Raw genomic sequence first — 22,458 nt, forward strand, 5'->3', positions numbered from 1 at the left:
GCAACACGCGAATGAACTTCGAAAAGTACACCGAGCGCGCTCGCGGCTTCGTCCAGGCGGCGCAGAATCTCGCCGTCCGCGAGGGCAATCCGCAACTCGCGCCCGGCCATCTCCTCAAGGTCCTGCTCGACGACGCGGAAGGTCTCTGCGCCGGTCTGATCGATCGTGCCGGCGGCCAGTCGCGGGTCGCGCAGGCGCAGGTCGAGCAGTGGCTGGCCAAGCAGCCGAGGGTGTCCGGCAATTCCGCGCAGCCGCAGGCGACGCGCGAGCTCGTGCGCCTGTTCGACACCGCCGAGCAGGCCGCCGAGAAGGCGGGCGATTCCTACGTCACCGTCGAGCGCCTGCTGCTCGCCTTCGCCGTCGAGAAGGATTCCGAGGCCGGCCGCATCCTGACCGCGGCGGGCGTCACCGCGGCCTCGCTCAACGGCGCGATCAACGCCCTGCGCAAGGGCCGCACCGCCGACAACGCCAGCGCCGAGAACGCCTACGACGCGCTGAAGAAATATGCCCGCGACCTCACCGAGGCCGCCCGGGAGGGCAGGCTCGACCCGGTGATCGGCCGCGACGAGGAGATCCGCCGCACGATTCAGGTTCTGTCCCGGCGCACCAAGAACAATCCCGTGCTGATCGGCGAACCCGGCGTCGGCAAGACCGCCATCGTCGAGGGACTGGCCCTGCGCATCGTCAACGGTGACGTGCCGGAATCCTTGAAGGAGAAGAGCCTGCTCGCCCTCGACATGGGCGCCCTCATAGCGGGGGCAAAGTACCGCGGAGAATTCGAGGAGCGGCTCAAAGGCGTGCTCTCCGAGGTCACCGCGGCCGAGGGCCGGATCATCCTGTTCATCGACGAGATGCACACGCTGGTCGGCGCCGGCAAGGCGGACGGCGCCATGGACGCCTCGAACCTCCTGAAGCCCGCGCTCGCCCGCGGCGAACTGCACTGCGTCGGCGCGACCACGCTCGACGAGTACCGCAAGCATGTCGAGAAGGACGCCGCGCTCGCCCGGCGCTTCCAGCCGGTCTTCGTCTCCGAGCCCACCGTCGAGGACACGGTGTCGATCCTGCGCGGGATCAAGGAGAAGTACGAGCAGCACCACGGCGTGCGCATCCAGGACTCGGCGCTCGTCGCGGCGGCGACCCTGTCGAACCGCTACATCACCGACCGCTTCCTGCCCGACAAGGCGATCGACCTCGTCGACGAGGCCGGCTCGCGCCTGCGCATGCAGGTCGATTCGAAGCCGGAGGAACTCGACAACGTCGACCGCGAGATCGTGCGGCTGAAGATCGAGGGCGAGGCGCTGAAGAAGGAGACGGATTCCGCCTCCCGCGACCGGCTCCAGCGCCTGGAGAAGGAACTCGCCGACCTCGAGGAACAGTCCGCGACCATTACCGCGCGCTGGAAGGCCGAGAAGGACAAGCTCGGCGCCGCGGCCGAGCTGAAGAGGCGGCTCGACGAGGCGAGGAACGAACTGGCCGCGGCGCAGCGCCAGGGCCAGTACCAGCGCGCGGGCGAACTCGCCTACGGCATGATCCCGGGCCTGGAAAAGCAGCTCGCCGAGATCGAGGCCGCGGCCGAGAGCGGGAGCGACGGCATGGTCGAGGAGGCGGTGACCCCGCAGCACATCGCGGGCGTGGTCTCCCGCTGGACCGGCGTGCCGGTCGACAAGATGCTGGAGGGTGAACGCGAAAAACTGCTGGCGATGGAGGAGGCGCTGGGCAAGCGGGTCGTCGGCCAGCGCGAGGCGGTGGAGGCGGTCTCGACCGCGGTCCGCCGGGCACGCGCCGGCCTGCAGGACCCGAACCGGCCGATCGGCTCGTTCATGTTCCTGGGCCCGACCGGCGTCGGCAAGACCGAGCTGACCAAGGCGCTCGCCGGCTTCCTGTTCGACGACGACACGGCGCTGGTCCGCATCGACATGTCCGAGTACATGGAGAAGCATGCGGTGGCCCGCCTGATCGGCGCCCCTCCGGGCTATGTCGGCTACGAGGAGGGCGGCGCGCTGACCGAGGCCGTGCGGCGCCGGCCCTATCAGGTCGTGCTGTTCGACGAGGTGGAGAAGGCGCATCCGGACGTGTTCAACGTCCTGCTGCAGGTGCTCGACGACGGGCGCCTGACGGACGGGCAGGGCCGCACGGTCGACTTCCGCAACACGCTGCTCGTCATGACCTCGAACCTGGGCGCGGAGTATCTGGTGAACCAGCCGCCCGGCCAGGACACCGACGCGGTGCGCGACGACGTGATGGGTGTCGTCCGCAGCCACTTCCGGCCCGAATTCCTGAACCGGGTCGACGAGATCATCCTGTTCCACCGCCTCGCGCGCTCGGAGATGGGGGCGATCGTCGACATCCAGCTCGGGCGTCTCGCCAAGCTTCTGGAGGATCGCAAGATCAGTCTCGACGTGGACGACGAGGCCCGCACCTGGCTCGCCGACAAGGGCTACGACCCGGCCTACGGGGCGCGGCCGCTCAAGCGGGTGATCCAGAAGAACGTGCAGGACCCGCTCGCCGAGGCGATCCTCTCAGGGACGATCCACGACGGCGAGGCGGTGCCGGTCCGGGTCGGCCCGGCCGGCCTGATGATCGGCGACATCGCCGCCGAGCGCCGGCCGGCGGGGGTGCTGCTGAACTGATCGGTTGGAAGAGCACGCTCCGGCGCGGGAGACCGCGCCGGGGTTTTTTGCGTGCAGGATCGTCCGCGGAGTGCCGCCGCACCCCGCTCGTGCTAGAGCATCGTCCTGGATATCGGATCCAGGACGATGCTCGCGGTTTTCGATTGTGCATCGTCTTTTCAGACAAGCCGGCAGCCACCTTTCGGGACGATGCTCTAGCGTATTGTGGGCGTATGCGAGGAACGATGTCCGACTTCTCGACACTGACGGTCCGCCTGCCGCGCGAGGCGAAGGCGAAGCTCGACAAGCTGGCCGGCCAAGCCCGCCGGACGCGAAGTGAACTCGCGGGTGAAGTCCTGACGGCTTTTGTCGAGCGGGAGGTGGCGATCATCGAGGCGATCGAACGGGGTCGAGCCGAGATCCGCGCCGGACAAGGTTTCGATCCAGATGAGGTCTTTCGTGATGTTGAGGGCGTGATTGCCCAAGTGGAGGCCGAACGGGCGGGGCGGTGAGGCGTCGCGTTCTCTGGTCGCCCATCGCGAGGAGTGATCTCCTCGCGATGGTTCGCCATATCGCGGCCGACAACCCGAGGGCCGCCCGAACTGCAGCCGCCAAACTGCGCGCTGTAGGCGATGCTCTGGGTCAGACGAATACGGGGCGGCCCGGACGCGTGAGCGGAACCTACGAGAAGTCGGTGCCGGGATTGCCCTATGTGATCGCCTACGAGCTTTTCGACGACGAAAGCGGAAGCGAGGTCGTCGCCATCCTGCACGTCATCCATACGGCAAGACACTGGCCGCCGGGAGGATGGCCCACATGACATCGTGTCGTGACGTATCCGCAAGGTCCCCAGTCTGAGGCACTGCCGCACACCGCCTTCTTGCGTCGCAGCAAGATCCCGCCGACAAGAGGTGGATGACCGCCGAGACGCTCACCTACGCCGTCGGCGACATCCACGGCTGCGCCGACCTGCTCGACCGCCTCCTGGAGCGCATCGGCGCCCACGCCGCCGGCCGCGCGAAAAAACTCGTCTTCCTCGGCGACTACATCGACCGCGGACCCGACAGCGCTCGGGTGATCGAGACCCTGCGCCGCCTGCAATGGCGCGAGCCGGAGGACGTGGTCTGCCTGATGGGCAACCACGAGGAGATGCTGCTGAAGAGCCTGCGCGAGCCCGGAGCCCTCGACCACTGGGTCTATAACGGTGGAACGGAGACGCTGGCCGCGTTCGGCGCGTCGGGGCCGGAAGAGTTGCCCGGCGAGGTGCTGGACTGGATCGAGGCCCTGCCGACCCTGCACGAGGATGCGCAGCGCTGGTACGTCCATGCCGGCTTCCGTCCCGAGGCCGAGGTGCCGGACCCCGACCCGCACAACCGGCTCTGGATCCGCGAGCCGTTCCTGTCCGAGGACCACGATTTCGGCCGCCACGTCGTTCACGGCCACACGCCGCAGATCCGCGGCGGGCCGGACTGCCGGCGCTTCCGCACCAATCTCGATACGGGGGCGGTCTACGGCAACGCCCTGACCGCGGGCGTCTTTTCGGATGCGCAGGGACCGGCCTTGGAATTCCTGAGGGTGCCGGCCGGTTGAGCGGCCGATGCCGCGCGGCTGGCGAGCCTCGATTTCCGTGAGCGCCGAGGTTTCGTAACCGGACGTTCTTGAACTGTGCGTCGGCTCCCTCTCTAACGGAGCTCAAATGCGGCCGTTCGTGCCGCGGAGGAGGAGCCGACGCCGATGGATGCGCCCGCAGAACCCCGCGCCCGCACGGAGGAGAGGGCGATGGCCCGCCTCGCCCTGCGTTTCACCGACTGGGCCGAGAAGTGGTTTCCCGACGCCTTCGTGTTCGTGGCCATCGCCGTCGTCATCGTGGCGGCGGCCGCGCTCGTCAACGGGGCGCCGGTCCCCGCGGTGACGAAGAGTTTCGGCGACGGCTTCTGGAGCCTGATCCCCTTCACCATGCAGATGGTCTTCGTCACCATCGGCGGCTACGTGGTGGCGACCTCCGGACCGGTCCAGGCGCTGATCGACCGGATGGCCCTGGTGCCGAGGACCGGGCGCGGCGCCATCGGCTTCGTGGCGCTCGCCACCATGCTCTCCTCGCTCCTGAGCTGGGGCCTGAGCCTGATCTTCGGCGGCCTTCTCGCCCGCGCGCTCGCCCGCCGCACCGAGTTGCGGATGGATTACCGCGCGGCCGGTGCGGCCGCCTATCTCGGGCTCGGGGCCACCTGGGCGATGGGCCTGTCCTCGTCCGCCGCGCAGCTCCAGGCGAACCCCAAAAGCCTGCCGCCGGGCCTGCTGCCGATCACCGGCGTGATCCCGTTCAGCGAGACGATCTTCCTGTGGCAGTCGATCCTGATCGCCGCGATCCTCGTGGTGATGTCGGCGCTGATCGCGCTGGCCTCCGCGCCGGGCCGCGAGACCGCGGTGACGGCCCAGGATCTCGGCGTCGACGTGTCGAAGGCCGACGACCGCATCGCCCCGCCCAAGCAGCCCGGCGAGTGGCTGGAGCACGCGCCCGTGCTCACCATCCTCATCGGCCTGCTCGCCGCCGGCTGGCTGATCCAGGAATTCGCGCGTCAGGACTGGATGATCGCGATCTCCAACCTCAACACCTACAACTTCCTGTTCCTGATGGCCGGCTTCGTGCTGCACTGGCGGCCGAAGCGCTTCCTCGCCTCGCTCGCCAAGGCGGTGCCGGCCACCGCCGGCATCCTGATCCAGTTCCCGTTCTACGCCGCCATCGCCGCGATCCTGACGGGCGCCAAGAATGCCGCCGGGCACAGCCTGTCGGACGTGATCGCCCACGCCTTCGTGGCGATGAACACGCAAGGGAGCTTCCCGCTCGCCATGGGCGTCTACTCGGCGCTGCTCGGCTTCTTCATCCCGTCGGGCGGCGGCAAGTGGCTGTTGGAGGCGCCCTACGTGATGCAGGCGGCCAACGAATTGAAGGTGCATCTCGGCTGGGCGGTGCAGGTCTACAACGCGGCGGAAGCTCTGCCGAACCTCATCAACCCGTTCTTCATGCTGCCGCTGCTCGGCATCCTCGGGCTGAAGGCGCGCGACATCGTCGGCTTCAGCTTCCTCCAACTCATCGTCCACCTGCCGGTGGTGCTGTTCCTGCTCTGGGCGCTGGCCTTCACGCTGGACTATCACCCGCCGGTGCTGCCGGGATAGGCGAGCCCGCTACGGGCGGCCCTGCGGCGGGCCGCCCATCACGATGAGGCCGGCATCCGCGAGGCCGCGGGCCTCGTCGCCGCCCGAGGCGAGGAGCGAGAAGCTGGCGGGGCGCCGGGGGCCCCTGTCGTGACCGGTGCTGCCCTCCGACCAGTAGCTCGTGGAGAACGGCGAGAATTCGTCCGCGATCCCGGCTTCCGTCAGACGCTCGGCGCGGGCGCGCGCATCGACACGCTGGAGGAAGCCCTTCGCCCGCACGCCGAGCCGCATGGACAGGCCGTCCTGCTCGGCTGACCAGACCGTCAGGACGAGGCAATGCCGGCCGTCCGCATCCCGCCCCCAGGACGCGACGTAGCGCGGCGACAGCAATTCGACGGCCTTCTCCCGATCCGGCGCACGGCTCGGGATCTGAGCGATCGCCGCGCGGGAGGCGGGCCGTGTCGCGAGACCCTCGAACGGGGTCCGGCCGTGGCGGATGTAGCCGAGGCAATCCTCGAAGATCAGCCGCATCACCAGCGGCTCGTTCTCCTCGATCTCGGCGGCGCTGAGGGGAGACGCCGCGAGGCAGGCCGTGGCGAGCAGAAGCGGGAGGCGGAGCAAGTGTCCTCCTTCGGTTTCGACCGAGAAATCAGCGCCGGGCCGGCACCAGCATGGCGAAGGCAGCCAGGAGCCATCCCGCCATCAACACCACGCCGCCGCTCGGCGCCGCCATGGGGAACAGCGGCATACCGGTGAGCGCCCGCAGGGCGAGGTCGCCGGAGAACAGGGCGAGGCCCACGAGCAGGGCGGCGGCGGCGAGGCGGGCGAGACCGCCGCGGACGAGGCCGGCGGGGGCAAGGCCCGTCAGGGCGATCACCGTCGGGGCATGGAACAGCAGGAACTGCGCCGCCGTCTTCAGGGTCTCGCCGCCGCTGGTATGCGCGGCCGCCGCGCTGGCCGCGACGCCGAGGCCGCCGGCCAGGGCCGCCAGCGCGGCGAGGATGCGGTCGAGGCCGGTCATGCACCGCGCTCCTGCAGCAGCCGGACGATGCTGGCGCGCAACTCCGCCACGCCGCGGTCGTCGCGGCTCGACGTCAGCAGCACCTCGGGATAGGCCGCCGGGCGCTTGGCCAGAGCGTCCTGGATGCCGGCGACGCGCCGGTCGATCTCGGCTTTCTTCAGCGCGTCGCCCTTGGTCAGCACGACCTGATAGGACACCGCCGCCTTGTCGAGCCCGTCGAGCAGGTCGGTGTCGATCTGCTTGAGCCCGTGGCGGGAATCGATCAGCACGTAGACGCGGGCGAGGTTCGAGCGGCCCTTCAGGTAGGCATGGATCAGCTTGGTCCAGGCCTCGACCTTGGCCTTCTCGACGGCGGCGTAGCCGTAGCCCGGCATGTCGACCAGCGTCAGGCGCCCGCCGATGCGGAAGAAGTTGAGCTGCTGGGTGCGCCCCGGCGTGTGCGAGGTCCGCGCCAGGGTGTTGCGCCCGGTCAGGGCGTTGACGAGGCTCGACTTGCCGACGTTCGATCGCCCGGCAAAGGCGATCTCGACGCCTTCCATCGGCGGCAGCGCGCCGAGGGCCGGGGCGGCGGCGGTGAAATCGGCCGCGCCCGCGAACAGGAGACGACCGGCTTCGAGAAGCTCGGGGGAGGGGGCTTCGGTCTCGGCGTCGGTCATGAAGGTTCGTTGCCTCTTCCCCTCACCGGACACACGCGCATCGGGCCGATCATGACGGCAGGATGCGGTATCTCGGGGGCGGCCCGAGATCCGCGGGAGGACGGTCGTCGTGCTCAGCCCTTGGCGGCGGCGCTCTTGTCGCCGCGTTTGAACATGCCCCTGAGGTTGTCCCACAGCTCCACCTTCACGCCGTTGCGGCGCATGATGATGTATTGCTGGATCACCGAGAGGGTGTTGTTCCAGGCCCAGTAGATCACGAGGCCGGCCGGGAACGAGCCGAGCATGAAGGTGAACACGATCGGCATCAAGGTGAACACCTGCGCCTGGACCGGATCCGGCGGCGCGGGGTTCATCTTCATCTGGACGAACATCGTCAGCCCCATGATGATCGGCCACACGCCCAGATGGATGAAGTCGGGCGCGGCGAACGGCAGCAGGCCGAACAGGTTCACGATGCTGGTCGGATCGGGCGCGGCGAGATCCTGGATCCAGCCGAAGAAGGGCGCGTGCCGCATCTCGATGGTGATGAACAGGACCTTGTAGAGCGCGAAGAAGACCGGGATCTGGATCAGCACCGGCCAGCAGCCGGCCACCGGATTGATCTTCTCCTTCTTGTACAGCTCCATCATCGCCTGCTGCTGCTTCATCTTGTCGTCTTTGTACCGCTCCCGGATGGAGGTCATCTCCGGCTGCACGGCCTTCATCTTGGCCATGGAGACGTAGGACCGGTTGGCGATCGGCAGGAAGAAGATCTTCAGGATCAGCGTCACGAGCAGGATCGAGACGCCGAAATTGCCCAGCAGGTGGAAGAAGAAGTCCAGCGCCCGGAACATCGGCTTGGTCAGGAACCAGAACCAGCCCCAGTCGATCATCAGGTCGAACTGCTTGATGCCGAGCTCGCGCTCGTAGGCGTTGATCTGGTTGACCTCCTTGGCGCCCGCGAACAGGCGCTGGGTCGTGGCCGACGACGCGTTCGGCGCCACCGTGACGGCATCGCCCCGGACGCTGGTCTGGTAGACCTTGGTCGCGCCGTCGGTGCGCTCGGTGAAGGCGCCGGTGTAGGGCTTGTCCTGCTCGGGGATCGTCGCGGCGGCCCAGTACTTGTCGGTGATGCCGACCCAGCCGCCGGTCACGCCCGTCCACGCCTTGCCCTGCGTGGCGGCCCCGCTGTAGGCCGGCTCCTTGCCGACCTTGTCGTAGGTGTATTCCTGCAGGCCGTCGCCGCCGAGAACGCCGATCAGGCCCTCGTGCAGCACGTAGTAGCCCTGGGTGTGCGGCTTGCCCCAGCGCGAGACGAGGCCGTAGGGATAGAGCGTGACGGCGTTGGCCGAGCCGTTCTCGACCTCGTCGCGCACCGTGAACATGAACTTGTCGTCCACCGCGACGATGCGCTTGAAGACGAGGCCCTGGCCGTTGTCCCAAGACAGTGTCAGCGGCTTGCCGGGGGCGAGCAGGTCGCCGTCGGCCTTCCACACGGTGTCGCCGTTGGGCAGCGGGCCGGCATTGGCGCCGACCCAGCCGAATTCGGCGTAGTACGGGTTGGCGCTGCCGGTCGGCGAGAGCAGCACGATGCGCGGGCTCTCGTCGCTGACGGTCTCATGGTAGTTCTTCAGGCTCACGTCGTCGATGCGCGCGCCTTTCAGCGCGATCGAGCCGTAGAGCGCGGGCGTGTCGATCCGCACCCGGGCCGAGCGGGCCAGTGCGTCCTCGCGGGAGACGGGGCCCTGCGCGGCGGCGCCCGGCACGGTGCCGGGGACGGGTGCGCTCGGGCCGCCCTCGCGCGGGCTCGGGGCCGGGATGCCGTCCGCCGTCTGCGGCGTGCCGGGCTGCGTGGGCTGGCTCTGCGCCGCCGCCTGCCGCTGGCGCTCGCTGGCCGGCCCGGTGACGAAGTAATGCCAGCCGAGCAGGACCACCAGCGACAAGGCGATGGCGACGAACATGTTCGTCTTGTCGTTACCCATCGGTCGATCCGTCAGGCGCTTTCGATGTGGGGGAGGAGGTGGGCGAGCCGTCGGGGGCCGCGCCCCGTCCGGAGCGAGAGCCGCCGCGTCGCGGCTTCGAGGCGTTGCGAGCCGCGGCATCGCCGGAGCGCGGGGCGGCCGGGCGCGTCACCGCGTGGAGGGCGCGGCGCAGGTCCTCGACGAGGCTGTCGAAGGGGGCGTCGAGGGCGGGGCGCCGGGCGATCACCACGACATCCGCTCCGACCGCGGGCGCATCCGCCGCCACGGCCGCGACCGCGCTGCGCAGGCGTCGCCGGATCCGGTTGCGTTCGGTCGCATGCCCTACGCGCTTGGTGATGGTGAAGCCGAGGAAGAGGCCCTCGGCGGTCGCGCCGTCGCGGATCTCGTCCGGCCGGCGCAGGCGCCCCTGGGCGCTCATGCGCTCCGTGTGGAAGCGCCGGCCCTGGGCGGCGGCCAGGAAGTCCGGGCGCCGCCGGAGACGTCGGATCGTCGACACGGGCGCTCCGATCCCGATCCGTGGGCTCGTGTGTGCGGGTGCGGCGCCGCGGAGGCACGGCGCCGGACGGGCTCGATCAGGCCGAGAGGCGCTTGCGGCCATGCGCGCGGCGGGCGGCGATGACCTTGCGGCCGCCGGCGGTGGCCATGCGGGCGCGGAAGCCGTGACGGCGCTTCCGGACGAGCTTGCTGGGCTGGTAGGTTCTCTTCATGGTCGGTCTCCGGCGGTCGAGGTGTCGACCCGGCGGCGCTCGCGAACAGCGCGCGGACCGTGGCGTGGGCCTCGAAATGGGATCTGCAAACGCGAAGGGCGCCCGGAACGGGCCGCCGCTTCGCAATGGCGCGGCTTATGGAGGAGGGGGCGCCGCAAGTCAATGACGGCAGCCTGCCGCGGGCGCGCCGCCGGTCCCACGCGTAACGCTTCGTTAACCTTTCCGGTCTACGAAGGAGGCACATCCAGATTGTCTGGATCCTGATTGGGATCTCCGCCCAGTCTGTTTGATGCCTCCCTGTAAACTTCCGACAGCCGCTCCTCCCCGGGGCGGCTTCTTTTTTGGCCCGCATCGCCTCGGGTCTGGGCCGGGCCACCCGACTTTCGCCCCTTCGACGCCATTAAGGTTAAAAGGACGTGAACCCTCTTCCGGGCCGCGTTCGGCGCTACACTTGCGCCACTGGCCGCATTCGCACCGAAATCGTCCCGATCCGGGACGGATGGTGTCGCCGGCGGTACAGGAGGCAGGATGACCGAATTCGACGTCACGTTCCGGGACGAGCGCGAATGGGTGAGCTTCGGCGCGTCCTACGTGTCGTCGGAAGGTTTCAAGACCCTGTTCCGCGAGGGCATGCTGCTGGTCGAGGAGACCGCGGCCTATCTCGACGGGGAGGGGCGGGCCGAATCGCGGCTGATTTCCCGCGACGCCACGCTGGCCTATGCCAGCGAGAGCATGCGCCTCACCACGCGGCTCATGCAGATCGCCTCCTGGCTGCTGGTGCAGCGGGCGGTCTCCGAGGGCGAACTCACCCTGAGTCAGGCGCAGGAGGAGAAGACCCGCGTCAAGCTCAACGAATCGGAGCGTGCTCTCCCTGAGGCCGGCGACGCCTTCGCCGCGCTGCCGCTGCGGCTCCAGGATCTCGTGTGCCGCTCGCGGCGGCTGCACGCGCGCATCCTCCACCTCGACACCCTGATCAGCGAGGACCGCCCGGTGCCGGTGCCGCGGGAGAGCCCGGTCACGGCCCAGTTCGGCCGCCTGCGGGCCGCCTTCGGCGGCGAGTGATTCGATTTCGGGGGCTCGATCCGAGATGTTCGGGGAGAGCCTGCCGGACCGGCTCTCCGGTCGGCACCGTCGTGCTCCTGGATTGCTTCGCCCTTCGGCTCGCAATGACGTTTCTGGAAATCCTCCCCGTCATCGCGAGGCTTCAGCCGAAGCAATCCAGGAGCGCGGCGCGGGCCGGACAAGTCGCGCCGGTCCCCGGGGCCTTTATCGGAACGACAGCTCCGCACAAACGAAAACGGCGCCGCGAGCGGCGCCGTCCGGTCGATTCGGGCGCGCCCAAACCGCAAGGAATCACTTCTTGCCGAAGCCGAGGCCGCCGAAGCGGGAGTTGAAGCGCGAGACGCGCCCGCCGCGATCCAGCATCTTCTGCTCGCCGCCGGTCCAGGCCGGATGCGTGGTCGGGTCGATGTCCAGGTTGAGGACGTCGCCCTCCTTGCCGTAGGTCGACCGGGTCTTGTACTCGGTGCCGTCGGTCATCACGACCTTGATGAAGTGGTAGTCGGGGTGCTCGGTCCCCTTGGCCTTGGCGGCCTCGTTCTTTGCCATGACGAATTCCTGAGGTCGCACGCCGACCGGCTTCGCCGCCCGGGGCAGGGACCGGGGGCAAGACATCGCGCGCATTCCGATGAAGGCGCGCCTATACCCCAGCCCCGGACCGCGGACAAGAGAGGGCGGGCCGATCGAGGATCTTCGAGGGCCATGCCCGCCGAAATACCCGCTGCGACGTGAAGGGGCGGGGCGCGCGAACTGGAAATCGGGGCGCGCGCTGCTTATGCGATAGCCCAAGGGCAACAGCCCAAGGGCAACACGTCGATGACGACGGCCGGACAGGAACGGGACGAAACGATGTCGAGGAACGATGGCCCGCAGGCGTGACGCGTCGTCCGACGCCAGGGAGGCGGTCGCCATGGAGGCGGCCCGGGGGCGGGCGCCGCTCGGGGCGCTGAGGCCCCTGATCCCCTTCGCCAGCCGCTACCGGGGCCGGATCCTCGCGGCGCTGATCTCGCTGCTCGCGGCGTCCGGCGCCACGCTGGTGGTGCCGGTCGCGATTCGCCGAGTGATCGACCACGGCTTCTCGCCGGAGGGGCAGGCGCTCATCAACTCCTACTTCCTGGCGCTACTCGGGGTGGTGGCGGTGCTCGCGGTGTCGAGCGCGGGCCGCTACTACTCGGTGGTGACGCTCGGCGAGCGCGTCGTGGCGGACCTGCGCGCGGCGGTGTTTTCACGGCTGACGAGCCTCGATCCGACCTTCTTCGACACGTCGCAATCGGGCGAGATCGTCTCGCGGCTGACGGCGGACGCGACGCAGGTCAAGGCGGTGTTCGGCGTCTCGATCTCGATCCTGCTGCGCAACCTGTTCCTGTTCGTCGGCGCCGTCGCGATGATGGTCTGGACGAGTCCCGGCCTGTCGATCCTCGTCCTGGCCGCGATCCCGCTCATCGTGTTTCCGCTGATCCTGTCGGGGCGCGGCGTGCGCCGCCGCTCGCGGGCGGCGCAGGACCGGCTCGCCGACGCCTCGGCCTACGCGGCGGAAGCGGTCGGAGCCGTGCGCACCATGCAGGCCTTCGGCATGGGCCGCACCGCCGCCGCCCGGTTCGCCGACGCGTCCGAGAACGCCTACCGCGCGGCGCGCGCCTCGATCACGGCGCGGGCCCTGCTCACCGGCGTGGCGATCTTCCTGATCTCGGCCTCGGTGGTCGGCGTGATGTGGTACGGCGCCAAGGGCGTGCTCGCGGGCACCACCAGCGCCGGCCAGCTCTCGCAGTTCGTGCTCTACGCCGTGTTCGGCGCGAGCGCGCTCGGCCAGCTCTCGGAGGTCTACGGCGAACTCGCCCAGGCCGCGGGCGCCGCCGAGCGCCTCGGCGAGATCCTGGCGGCCGAGCCGGCGATCCGGTCGCCCGAGCGTCCGACGCCGCTGCCGAGCCCGGCCCGCGGCGAGGTCGCGTTCCGCTCGGTGCGCTTCCGCTACCCGACCCGGCCGGAGCATCCGGCGCTGGACGGCGTCTCCCTCACGGCGGCGCCCGGCGAGCGCATCGCCCTGGTCGGCCCCTCGGGCGCCGGCAAGACCACGGTGCTGCAACTGCTGCTGCGCTTCTACGACCCGGACGAGGGCCGCGTGGAGATCGACGGCGTGTCCCTGCCGCAGGCCGACCTCGACGCGGTGCGCGCCCGCCTCTCCCTGGTGCCGCAGGATCCGGTGGTGTTCTCCGGCACCGTCCTCGAAAACATCCGCTACGGCCGCCCCGGCGCGAGCGAGGCGGAGGTCGAGGAAGCGGCCCGGCTCGCCAACGCCGACGGCTTCATCCGCGCCCTGCCGCAGGGCTACGCGACGCTGCTCGGCGAGCGCGGCACCACGCTCTCGGGCGGGCAGCGCCAGCGCATCGCGATCGCCCGCGCCATCCTCAAGGACGCGCCGATCCTGCTCCTCGACGAGGCGACCTCGGCCCTCGACGCCGAGAGCGAGCGCGCGGTGCAGAACGCCCTCGACCGGCTGATGCAGGGGCGTACCACGCTGGTGATCGCCCACCGCCTCGCGACGATCCGCGCGGCCGACCGCATCCTCGTCCTCGACGGCGGGCGGATCGTGGAGGAGGGCACGCACGAGAGCCTGCTCGCCCGCGGCGCCCTCTACGCGCAGCTCGCCAGCCTGCAGTTCGCCGACAGCTTCGACGAGAGCGCCCGCGCCCGCGACCCCCGGCCGAAGCACGCGGCGGAGTAGGCGCCGCATGGATCTGACCCGTTTCCCGCGCGCGGCGCTCACCGACGGGCCGACGCCGATCCGCTCCCTCGACCGGCTCTCGACCCATCTCGGGGCCGAGCTGAACGGCGTGCGCCTGTTCGTGAAGCGCGACGATGTCGGGCCGGTGGGCCTGGGCGGCAACAAGCTGCGCAAGCTCGAATTCCTGCTCGGGCAGGCGCTGGCGGAGCGGGCGGACACGGTGATCACCGTCGGTGCGCTGCAATCGAACCACGCCCGGCTCACCGCCGCCTCCGCCGCGCGGATGGGGCTCGCCTGCGAGCTGTTCCTGACCCGCAGCGTCCCGCGCGAGGACGCCGACTATACCGGCAACGGCAACCGGCTGCTGCAGGATCTGTTCGGCGCCCGGGTCCACCTCCTGCCGGGCGAGGCCGATTCGCTCGGCGAGGCCGAGGCGCGGGCGGACGAGCTTCGCGGGCAGGGGCGGCGCGTCGCGGTCTTTCCCTCCGGCGGATCGAGTCCGCTCGGCTGCCTCGGCTATGCGGCCTGCGCCGCCGAGATCCTGGAGCAGGCGGATAATTTCGGCCTCGCCTTCGCGCGCATCGTCGCGCCGAACGGCAGTTCCGGCACCCATGCCGGCCTCGCCGCGGGCCTCGCCGCCGCCGGCCGCGACCCGCTTCTGGCACAGTCCTACACGGTGCTCGCCCCCGAGGCGGAGGCGCGGGCGGCGACCGCCGCCAGGGCGCGCGACACCCTCGCGCTGATCGACGGCGGCTCGGCGCTCTCCGACGACGCCATCCGCGTGGACGGCGCCCATCGCGGGCCGGGCTACGGCATTCCGACCGAGGGCATGCGCGAGGCCGTGCGATTGATGGCGCGGACGGAAGGGCTGCTGCTCGATCCCGTCTACAGCGGCAAGGCGTTCGCCGGCTTGCTCCACGACGTGCGCGCGGGGGCTTACGAGCGCGGCGCGGCGGTGCTGTTCGTGATGACCGGCGGGGTGCCGGGATTGTTCGCGTATCGGGGGGAGTTTTAGCGGTTATCCTTCAGAGCCTGTTTGACAGCGGTGATCCCATCTCGCCCCTCATCCTGAGGTGCCGGAGCGCAGCGGAGGCCTCGAAGGGGGCTCCAGGGATCGCGCGCGGGATCTGGAACACCCTTCGAGGCCGCTTCGCGGCGCCTCAGGATGAGGGTGGGGATGGGAGTTATGGCTTTCCTCTTGCCTTGCCGTTGCCTGACGAAGACACGGCGGCCGGTCAAACAGGCTCTCAGGGGAACGGCCGTTACGAACAGCGCCGTGTCATCGGGCAAGACGCGCCAAACCGTCCTGATGAAGGGTGAACGGCCGTCGGGGGCATGAAGAGGCTCTTCGTGGATGAGCTTGAGGTCGCCGAGAGGTGTTGGCCCCTCCTTCGCCAAGTGTTCCGGTTTGGCGTGAGCGAGCAGCGCTCGTGCCAGAACATCCGGAGCAGAGGCGGAGAAGCCGAAGAGTTCGAGAAAGCGCGCCTTCGATCCACCGTCGGGATGGGCCGGGTTCAAGAGATAGCCGGCGATCTTTTCCGAGTTGATGCTGAAGGTCGTGGGTGACTGAGGCGGCCCGCTCAAGGCTGAGGGTCCAGGGAGCGCAGGGCGCTCGGAAGAACCGTCGCCAGACCCGCGACGGGTGTCGTGAACTCCACCTCGTAGGCTGCGCCGTCGCGCCACACGCCGACAATCGTCCCCTCCGACCCGGCAACGACCGTGTCTCCGTCATCGGTCGCCATGTCGGCCGTCAGGATGACGCGGTCGAGATCCTTGAAAGCGGATCGCGGTGCCTGCCGACGCAGAATGTAGAGTGCTTCGACGGTCATGATCGAAGAGTAGACCGTGCGACGATTTCCGCAAGCCGCATCGTTCTGCGGCTTCGAGCGATTGTCCTGCTTTACAGCTTACCGCTCCGTCAGTTTCATCTCGATCCGGCGGTTTCGTGCGTAGGCCTCTTCCGTCGTGCCCGAATCGAGCGGCTGGAACTCGCCGAAGGCGCCGGCCAGGAGCCGTTGCGGCGGCAGGCCCTTGCTGCGCAGGTACTGCACCACGGCGATGGCACGGGAGGCCGAGAGCGCCCAGTTCGAGGGGAACTGCGACGACTGGATCGGCCGCGCATCGGTGTGGCCGTCGACGCGCAGCACCCAGGGAATGTCTGCGGGAATCTCCTTGGCGATGTCGAGGATCGCGCCGGCGATCCGGTCGAGTTCGGGACCGGCCTCGGGCTTCAGCGCCGCGGAGCCCGCCGCGAACAGCACCTCGGATTGCAGGACGAAGCGGTCGCCGACGACGCGGACGTCCGAGCGGGAGCCGACGATCTGGCGCAGGCGCCCGAAGAAGTCGGAGCGGTAGCGGGCGAGTTCCTGCACCCGCTGGGCCAGCGCGACGTTGAGGCGGCTGCCCAGTTCGGCGATGCGGGCCTGGCTCTCCCGATCGCGGGATTCGGAGGCCGCCAGCGCGTCCTCGAGCGCCGCGAGCTGACGGCGCAGGGCCCGGATCTGCTCGTTGAGCAACTCGACCTGATTCTGCGCCCGCTGCGTCGCCCCGCGCTCGGCGGCGAGCTGCGCGTCGACGTCGGCGCTCTTGCCCTGCGTCGCCGCGTTGGCGTCGGCCAGCGTCTGAAGCCGGTCGCGCTCGGCTTCCGCGGCGGTGAGCGTGTTGCGTAAGGATGCCGACGCCTCCTCCTGGGCGCGGCGGTTCGAGCGCTCCAGCGCCAGCAGGTCGGTGAGGTCGGCGATCTGGCGGTTGAGGCGGGTGAGCACCGCGTCGCGCCCGGTCAGCTCCTGCGACAGGAAGAACTGGCCCACCATGAAGACGGTGAGCAGGAACACGACCGAGAGCAGCAGCGTCGCGAGCGCATCGACGTAGCCCGGCCAGACGTTGAGGCTGCGCTGCGCGCGCGCGCGGACCGAGGCCATGCTCTCAGTCGACCTTCTCGCGCGCCAGCCGGTCGAGCACCTGCTTCAGCTCGCGCTCGCGGGCGGCCTGGGCCTCGACCCAGTCGCGGATCATCTGCTGCTCGGCGCGCATGTGCTGCACGAGCCCCTGGATGCCCTCGGCGAGGTTCGTCATCGCCTGGGTCGCGCCCCGGCCCCCGGCCCCCTCGGCGATCACGCCGCTCAGCCGGTCGACGGCCGCCTGAAGCTCGCGGGCGATGGCCGGATCGTGCTCCGGCGCCGGCCGTACGGTGCTCGCGGCGACGCCCTGTTCGTCGCCCGAGACCAGCCAATCCTCCAACTCGTTGTGGAAGCGCGCCTGCGCCTGCCCCGCCTGGAGATCGAGGAAGCCAACGATCAGCGAGGAGGCGAGGCCGAACAGCGACGCGGAGAAGGCCAGACCGATCCCGGAGAGCGGCACGGCGAGCCCGCTCTTCAACTCGTCGAACATCACCGCGGCATCGCCCCCGCCGCGCATGCCGCCGATCACCGAGCCGACCGCGGAGAGCGTCTCGATCAGGCCCCAGAACGTGCCGAGCAGGCCGAGCAGGATCAGGATGCCGGCGATGTAGCGCAGGATCTCGCGGCCCTCGTCGAGCCGTACGGCGGTGGTGTCGAGATGCGCCCGGGTGCCCGACAGGGTCACGCCCTCGGGCCGCGCCTCGATCGCCGGCACCAGGGGACCGAGCAGCGCCGGCCTCTCCTTCGGGTTCCGCCCGGCGGCCACCGCGTTGACGTAGCGCACCTCGCTGAACAGCCGCGTCACCTGCCCGAAGGCGAGCAGCACCGCGATCAGCAGCACGCCGAGGATCAGCCCGTTGAGGCCCGGATTGGCGAGGAAGGCCGGGGTGATCTGCTTGTAGAGGACGAAGGCGAGGAAGCCCGCGAGCGCCAGGAACACCAGCATCCGCACCAGCGTCATGCCGGGCCGGGCGAGGGGAGGCGTGTCGGAGGACGCGGAACGGGCCGCCATCGGGTCCATGCTCGTGTTGGGCCTGACGCCGGGACCGGCGGCACCGCTGTGACGAAAACCGGCGGCACTGTGGCCGCTCGGTCTACCGCGATCAAGTCGCGGTGCGGCGTCGTTCAAGGGACATCCGCCGCGACGGCCGCGTCTTCCCGTAAACGATGCGTGTCGGCCGGTCATCGATGCCGGCTTGTTCGAACGGCCCGATCCGGGACCGTTCAATCCCACGCGCGCGGCCAGGTCTCCTCCAGATGCGGCCCGAGCCGCACCGCCCAGACCCGCCGGGCCAGCCCCGTCGCGTCGTCGGTCTCGACGGCGACGCCGCACAGGGTGCCGGGGCCGGTGGCGGCCTCCAGGCGCGAGCCCGGCGTCTTCTGGAGGAAGCGGCGCACCGGCTCGTCCTTCTGCATGCCGAGCACCGAATCGTAGTCGCCGCACATCCCGGCATCCGAGAGGTAGGCGGTGCCGCCGGGCAGGACGCGGTGGTCGGCGGTGGGCGCGTGGGTGTGCGTGCCGACGACGAGGCTCGCCCGGCCGTCGAGGAAGTGGCCGAGCGCCTGCTTCTCGCTGGTGGCCTCGGCGTGGACATCGACGATCACCGCATCCGCCGCGGCACCGAGCGGGCAGGCCTCCAGTTCCCGGTCGGCCGCCGTGAAGGGATCGTCGAGGGGATCGAGGAAGATCCGGCCCATCACGTTGACGACGAGGACGCGGGCGCCGCGGGCGGTTTCGATCACCGTGGCGCCGCGGCCGGGCGTGCCGGGCGGATAGTTCGCCGGCCGGATCAGCCGCGGCTGGCGGGCGATGAAGACGAGCGCCTCGCGCTGGTCGAAGGCGTGGTTGCCGAGCGTCACCGCGTCGGCGCCGGCCTGGAGGATCTCGTCGCAGATCGACTCGGTGATGCCGAAGCCGCCGGCCGCGTTCTCGCCGTTGATCACCACGCAATCGAGGCGCCAGCGCTCGCGAAGGCCGGGAAGCCGGTCGGTGACGGCATGGCGGCCGGGACGTCCGACGATGTCGCCGAGGAAGAGGATGCGCATCGCTCGCAGAGTCAGCCTTGCCGGAGCGGCACGGGTCCGGTCTCGGTCACGAGATGGTCGAGGGGGCGGTCGTGCGGCTCGGCCGGGACGAGCGCGATCTCCTGCACGGAGAAGGCGATCCCGACCGTCAGCACCGGGCCGTTCTTGGCAAGGCGCTCGATCGCCCGATCGTAGTAGCCGGCGCCGTAGCCGATGCGCTGGCCCGCCCGGTCGAAGGCGGCGAGCGGCACGATCAGCGCGGTGGGATCGACGGGGGGGAGGTCGTCGCGGGGCTCGCTGAGGCCGAAGCCGCCCTTTACGAGTTCCTCGCCCGCGCGCCATTCGCGGAAGACGAGACCCTGCTTCGTGACCTTCGGCAGCGCCACCCGCTGCCCGCGGGCGAACAGGCGCTCCATCAGCGGGCGTGGATCGATCTCGCTGCGGATCGGCCAGAACGCGCCGACCAGCGGCGCCCGGGCGAGTTCGGGAATGGCCGCGACGGTCTCGGCGGCGCGCAGCGATCCGGCGGCGCGGGCCTCGGGCGAGAGGGCATCGCGGCGGCTCAAGGCCTCGGCGCGCAGGCCCGCCTTCAGCGAGCGTTCGGGGGAAGAGTGCGGAGCCACCTGAGCCGTTGGAGTGTCGATCCCGGGAAACCTACGGAGTAGGTGGGCGCCGTGTTGGCCAAGTCCACGGACGAGGCCAGGAACAGCTCCCGAGGGAGTCGATAAGGCCCCGGGGAAAGTTCTCCTGACGAACCCTGCAGCCCCGCCCGCCAGAGATAGACGCGCCAAGCCTCCGGCGCCAGGGGCCGATCGCGTCGCAGGCGCGATTTTCGGAGCCGGTCAGCCCCCGCCCTGTCCCGCCGGCGGCCCCGACAGCGCCCGGGCGAGGCGGTCGATGCGCTCGGCGGCGATGCCGACGCCGCTGGCGAGCCGTGCCTGCTCGGCGGCGCCCTGGGCCGCGTCCCGCTCCAGGTCGGCGATGCGGCGGCGGGCCTCGTGCAGCTCGTCGGCCAGCGTCAGCGCGGCCATGACGTGCAGGCGCATGTCGCCGATCTCGCCGAAGGTGCCGCGCATCTCGGCGACCCGGTCGTCGAGCCCCTTGGCGAGAGCGGCGAGATGGTCCTCCTCGCCCGGGCCGCAGGCCATCCGGTAGCTCTTGCCCGCGATGGTGACGTTGACGTGCGGCATCCGCGTTTGAACCCGACTCGAACTCAGCGCCCGGCCGGGCCGGACAGCACGTCTTCCACCGTCCCGATGGCGCGATCGAGGCGACGGTTCACCTCGCCGGTGGTGGCGGTCATCCGGGCGAGCCGGGCGCCCGCCGCGTCGAGTTCGGCGGCGAGCCGCACCCGGTCCTCTTCGAGCAGGGCGAACTCGGTCTCGCGGTCGCCGCGGCTGCGCTCGATCTCGAGCTTGCGCGCGACCGCCGATTCGAGGAGGGCCAGGGCCGTGTCGAGCCGATGCAGGGCTTCCTCCAGGGGGAGGCTCTCCTGTCCCTTTCCCTGCGCCGCCTTCGCCGTATCCGCTCGCGCCATCGTCACCCGTCGATCACCGTCTGACCGGAGCCTGCCACGAAAGCCGCCCCGACCCGCCGCGGCCGGAGGGCGAGGGGCATGAGGTCTTTCGCGGGACTCCGGCGCCTCGCTCCGAAAAGGTTTCAGCCAAGAGCATTCGAAATACCAGCCGATTCCCAGGCCTGCACACGATCTTTGACAGCCCCGGTCGCCATGTTAGAGAGCCGGCGCCCGGCCCCGATCCCCCGGCGCGGGGCCGCCCAGCGGATTCTCGAAGACCGTGACCCTTCCCGGCTCCCCGCGCAGACCGTCCGCCGACCGGACGGGTGCGGGCCGCCTCGCGGTTCATCCCCCGTTCAGTGCCGTCCCGCTTGGAGCGGTCTCGGCTTTATCGGACGCCGCGCGCGAAGGCCGCCGGCCGCCCCGACCCGTTTTCCATCGGCGCGCGGGCGCGCCCCATCACGAAGGAGTCACGCCGTGACCGTCAAGGTTGCCATCAACGGGTTCGGACGCATCGGCCGCAACGTGCTGCGCGCCATCGTCGAGGCCGGCCGCACCGACATCGAGGTCGTGGCCATCAACGATCTCGGCCCCGTCGAGACCAACGCCCACCTGCTCCGTTACGACTCCGTCCATGGCCGCTTCCCGGCCGACGTGGCGGTCGACGGCGATGCCATCGTCATCGACGGCAAGCGCATCCGCGTCACCGCCGTGCGCAACCCGGCCGAACTGCCCCATCGCGATCTCGGCGTCGACATCGCGATGGAGTGCACCGGCATCTTCACCTCGAAGGACAAGGCCAAGGCCCATCTCGACGCGGGCGCCAGGCGCGTCCTCGTCTCGGCGCCCGCCGACGGCGCCGACCTGACGGTGGTCTACGGCGTCAACCACGACAGGCTGACGGGCGATCACCTCGTGGTGTCCAACGCCTCCTGCACCACGAACTGCCTCGCGCCGGTCGCCAAGATCCTCGACGAGACGGTGGGGATCGAGCGCGGCTTCATGACCACGATCCACTCCTACACCAACGATCAGCCCTCGCTCGATCAGATGCACAAGGATCTCTACCGGGCGCGCGCCGCGGCGCTCTCGATGATCCCGACCTCGACGGGCGCGGCCAAGGCCGTCGGCCTCGTGCTGCCGGAGCTGAAGGGCAAGCTCGACGGCACCGCGATCCGCGTGCCGACCCCGAACGTCTCGGCGGTCGATCTCGTCTTCACCGCCAAGCGCGCGACCTCGGTCCAGGAGATCAACGACGCGATCAGGGCGGCCGCCGCCGGCCCGCTCAAGGGCGTGCTCGGCGTCACCGACCGGCCGAACGTGTCGATCGACTTCAACCACGATCCGCACTCGTCCACCTTCCACCTCGACCAGACCAAGGTCATGGACGGCACCTTCGTGCGCATCCTGTCCTGGTACGACAACGAGTGGGGCTTCTCGAACCGCATGGCCGACACCGCCGTGGCCATGGCCAAGCTGATCTGACGCTCTAGCTTCGCCTGGACGAGGGGCGGCCGGGCAGGCCGTCCCTCGATGCCTGCGAGATCCGTGAGAGGGGCCGCCGAGGCCGCTTCACCGAAGAAGGGTGCGATACGCGATGACCGAAGCCTCGCCGACCAAGCCTTCCGGGTCCGACTTCATTCCGCCGACCCCGGCACCCCCGCCTTCCGCCTCCGTGACGCCCGCACCCGCGCAGCCTGCCGCCGGCAAGGCGGAGCTGCCGCATTCCGGCGCGGTCAACCACGCCGACCAGCTCGCCCGCATCGAGGACAAGACGGCGCGCATCGAGGACAAGTACGCCCGCTCCGAGGCGCTGCTCTCGCGCGTCGAGGAGAAGGTCGAATCCGCCTCGACCCGCATGAACGATGCCGCGCGTCAGGCCGATCTGTCGTCCCTGCGCAGCGAGGTCCGCACCCTGTCCGACCGGATCGGCCGCCTGCCCGGCACCGGCGCCCTGGTTCTGACCGCCATCGTCACCGCCGTGCTCACCGTCGCGCTGATGGTCGCCGTGCAGCGGCTGAACCTCGACCGGATGCTGCCCCACGGCGTCGGCGGCCAGGGCCAGACGGCGCCCGCCAATCCCTCTGCCAATCCCCCGGCCTCCAACCCGTGAGACTCAAGACGCACCC

At 70.2% G+C, this 22,458-nt stretch carries 24 protein-coding genes and 1 other RNA gene; 10 read left to right on the forward strand and 15 right to left on the reverse strand.

The window, feature by feature from the left end; genetic code table 11:
• The first annotated feature begins 11 nt into the window (after positions 1-11).
• The 5 genes from clpB to PGN25_18080 all read left to right on the forward strand — a co-directional run bounded on the left by clpB (position 12) and on the right by PGN25_18080 (position 5,783).
• Positions 12-2,630, forward strand: a complete 2,619-nt coding sequence (gene clpB, locus PGN25_18060; protein MEH3119426.1) for an ATP-dependent chaperone ClpB — start codon at positions 12-14, stop codon at positions 2,628-2,630.
• Between the two features lie 224 nt (positions 2,631-2,854).
• Positions 2,855-3,121, forward strand: coding sequence for a ribbon-helix-helix protein, CopG family (locus tag PGN25_18065; GenBank protein MEH3119427.1), 267 nt, complete (start codon positions 2,855-2,857; stop codon positions 3,119-3,121).
• Positions 3,118-3,429 (forward strand): type II toxin-antitoxin system RelE/ParE family toxin, encoded by a 312-nt coding sequence (locus tag PGN25_18070; protein ID MEH3119428.1) that lies wholly within the window; start codon positions 3,118-3,120, stop codon positions 3,427-3,429. Before PGN25_18065 ends, PGN25_18070 begins: the two co-directional genes overlap by 4 nt.
• Positions 3,430-3,524: 95 nt before the next feature.
• Positions 3,525-4,199: a metallophosphoesterase family protein gene (locus tag PGN25_18075; GenBank protein MEH3119429.1), complete on the forward strand. Its 675-nt coding sequence runs from the start codon at positions 3,525-3,527 to the stop codon at positions 4,197-4,199.
• A 144-nt stretch (positions 4,200-4,343) separates the two neighbouring features.
• Positions 4,344-5,783 carry a TIGR00366 family protein gene (locus PGN25_18080; protein MEH3119430.1) on the forward strand — a complete coding sequence of 480 codons (1,440 nt, stop codon included), beginning with the start codon at positions 4,344-4,346 and terminating at the stop codon, positions 5,781-5,783.
• 9 nt (positions 5,784-5,792) lie between these two features.
• Here PGN25_18080 and PGN25_18085 read toward each other — a convergent pair whose 3' ends face one another.
• From PGN25_18085 to rpmH, 6 genes are all read right to left on the reverse strand, one after another.
• The gene (locus tag PGN25_18085) at positions 5,793-6,383 is read right to left on the reverse strand and encodes a hypothetical protein (protein ID MEH3119431.1); all 591 of its coding nucleotides are present in this window, start codon (positions 6,381-6,383) and stop codon (positions 5,793-5,795) included.
• A 28-nt stretch (positions 6,384-6,411) separates the two neighbouring features.
• Positions 6,412-6,783 (reverse strand): DUF423 domain-containing protein, encoded by a 372-nt coding sequence (locus PGN25_18090; GenBank protein MEH3119432.1) that lies wholly within the window; start codon positions 6,781-6,783, stop codon positions 6,412-6,414.
• Positions 6,780-7,439, reverse strand: coding sequence for a ribosome biogenesis GTP-binding protein YihA/YsxC (gene yihA / locus PGN25_18095; GenBank protein MEH3119433.1), 660 nt, complete (start codon positions 7,437-7,439; stop codon positions 6,780-6,782). The genes PGN25_18090 and yihA overlap by 4 nt, the downstream gene beginning before the upstream one ends.
• 113 nt (positions 7,440-7,552) lie before the next feature.
• Positions 7,553-9,400 (reverse strand): membrane protein insertase YidC, encoded by a 1,848-nt coding sequence (gene yidC / locus PGN25_18100; protein MEH3119434.1) that lies wholly within the window; start codon positions 9,398-9,400, stop codon positions 7,553-7,555.
• Positions 9,393-9,896 carry a ribonuclease P protein component gene (rnpA, locus tag PGN25_18105; protein MEH3119435.1) on the reverse strand — a complete coding sequence of 168 codons (504 nt, stop codon included), beginning with the start codon at positions 9,894-9,896 and terminating at the stop codon, positions 9,393-9,395. The genes yidC and rnpA overlap by 8 nt, the downstream gene beginning before the upstream one ends.
• Before the next feature lie 76 nt (positions 9,897-9,972).
• Positions 9,973-10,107 carry a 50S ribosomal protein L34 gene (gene rpmH / locus PGN25_18110; protein MEH3119436.1) on the reverse strand — a complete coding sequence of 45 codons (135 nt, stop codon included), beginning with the start codon at positions 10,105-10,107 and terminating at the stop codon, positions 9,973-9,975.
• Positions 10,108-10,635: 528 nt separating this feature from the next.
• Between rpmH and PGN25_18115 the strand changes: the two genes are divergently transcribed.
• The gene (locus tag PGN25_18115) at positions 10,636-11,169 is read left to right on the forward strand and encodes a DUF1465 family protein (GenBank protein MEH3119437.1); all 534 of its coding nucleotides are present in this window, start codon (positions 10,636-10,638) and stop codon (positions 11,167-11,169) included.
• Positions 11,170-11,460: 291 nt separating this feature from the next.
• Here the strand turns inward: PGN25_18115 and rpmE are convergent, their stop codons facing one another.
• Positions 11,461-11,715, reverse strand: a complete 255-nt coding sequence (rpmE, locus tag PGN25_18120) for a 50S ribosomal protein L31 (protein MEH3119438.1) — start codon at positions 11,713-11,715, stop codon at positions 11,461-11,463.
• 313 nt (positions 11,716-12,028) lie between these two features.
• Here rpmE and PGN25_18125 point away from each other — a divergent pair, with 313 nt between their 5' ends.
• Complete coding sequence (locus PGN25_18125) at positions 12,029-13,888, forward strand: ABC transporter transmembrane domain-containing protein (GenBank protein MEH3119439.1); 1,860 nt, start codon at positions 12,029-12,031, stop codon at positions 13,886-13,888.
• 7 nt (positions 13,889-13,895) lie between these two features.
• Positions 13,896-14,903 carry a D-cysteine desulfhydrase family protein gene (locus tag PGN25_18130; protein MEH3119440.1) on the forward strand — a complete coding sequence of 336 codons (1,008 nt, stop codon included), beginning with the start codon at positions 13,896-13,898 and terminating at the stop codon, positions 14,901-14,903.
• 565 nt (positions 14,904-15,468) lie between these two features.
• Here PGN25_18130 and PGN25_18135 read toward each other — a convergent pair.
• The 8 genes from PGN25_18135 to PGN25_18170 form a co-directional block, all read right to left on the reverse strand.
• Positions 15,469-15,717 (reverse strand): DUF4926 domain-containing protein, encoded by a 249-nt coding sequence (locus PGN25_18135; GenBank protein ID MEH3119441.1) that lies wholly within the window; start codon positions 15,715-15,717, stop codon positions 15,469-15,471.
• Between the two features lie 78 nt (positions 15,718-15,795).
• Positions 15,796-16,809, reverse strand: coding sequence for a peptidoglycan -binding protein (locus PGN25_18140; GenBank protein ID MEH3119442.1), 1,014 nt, complete (start codon positions 16,807-16,809; stop codon positions 15,796-15,798).
• A 4-nt stretch (positions 16,810-16,813) separates the two neighbouring features.
• Positions 16,814-17,800, reverse strand: a complete 987-nt coding sequence (locus PGN25_18145; GenBank protein ID MEH3119443.1) for a MotA/TolQ/ExbB proton channel family protein — start codon at positions 17,798-17,800, stop codon at positions 16,814-16,816.
• A gap of 212 nt (positions 17,801-18,012) precedes the next feature.
• Positions 18,013-18,834, reverse strand: a complete 822-nt coding sequence (locus PGN25_18150) for a TIGR00282 family metallophosphoesterase (GenBank protein ID MEH3119444.1) — start codon at positions 18,832-18,834, stop codon at positions 18,013-18,015.
• A gap of 11 nt (positions 18,835-18,845) precedes the next feature.
• Positions 18,846-19,436, reverse strand: coding sequence for a 5-formyltetrahydrofolate cyclo-ligase (locus tag PGN25_18155; GenBank protein ID MEH3119445.1), 591 nt, complete (start codon positions 19,434-19,436; stop codon positions 18,846-18,848).
• A non-coding RNA gene (gene ssrS, locus PGN25_18160) (6S RNA) lies at positions 19,426-19,582 on the reverse strand. Before ssrS ends, PGN25_18155 begins: the two co-directional genes overlap by 11 nt.
• Before the next feature lie 73 nt (positions 19,583-19,655).
• Positions 19,656-20,003: a cell division protein ZapA gene (locus PGN25_18165; GenBank protein ID MEH3119446.1), complete on the reverse strand. Its 348-nt coding sequence runs from the start codon at positions 20,001-20,003 to the stop codon at positions 19,656-19,658.
• Positions 20,004-20,026: 23 nt separating this feature from the next.
• Complete coding sequence (locus tag PGN25_18170) at positions 20,027-20,350, reverse strand: DUF4164 domain-containing protein (GenBank protein ID MEH3119447.1); 324 nt, start codon at positions 20,348-20,350, stop codon at positions 20,027-20,029.
• 456 nt (positions 20,351-20,806) lie between these two features.
• Here PGN25_18170 and gap point away from each other — a divergent pair, with 456 nt between their 5' ends.
• Together gap and PGN25_18180 are read left to right on the forward strand one after the other, a co-directional pair.
• Complete coding sequence (gene gap / locus PGN25_18175; GenBank protein ID MEH3119448.1) at positions 20,807-21,814, forward strand: type I glyceraldehyde-3-phosphate dehydrogenase; 1,008 nt, start codon at positions 20,807-20,809, stop codon at positions 21,812-21,814.
• Between the two features lie 112 nt (positions 21,815-21,926).
• Entirely contained in the window at positions 21,927-22,442 is a 516-nt protein-coding gene (locus PGN25_18180; GenBank protein MEH3119449.1) for a hypothetical protein, read from the forward strand.
• Positions 22,443-22,458 lie beyond the last annotated feature (16 nt).

Origin of the sequence: Methylorubrum populi (genome assembly GCA_036946625.1) — a bacterium.
Classification (GTDB): domain Bacteria; phylum Pseudomonadota; class Alphaproteobacteria; order Rhizobiales; family Beijerinckiaceae; genus Methylobacterium; species Methylobacterium populi_C.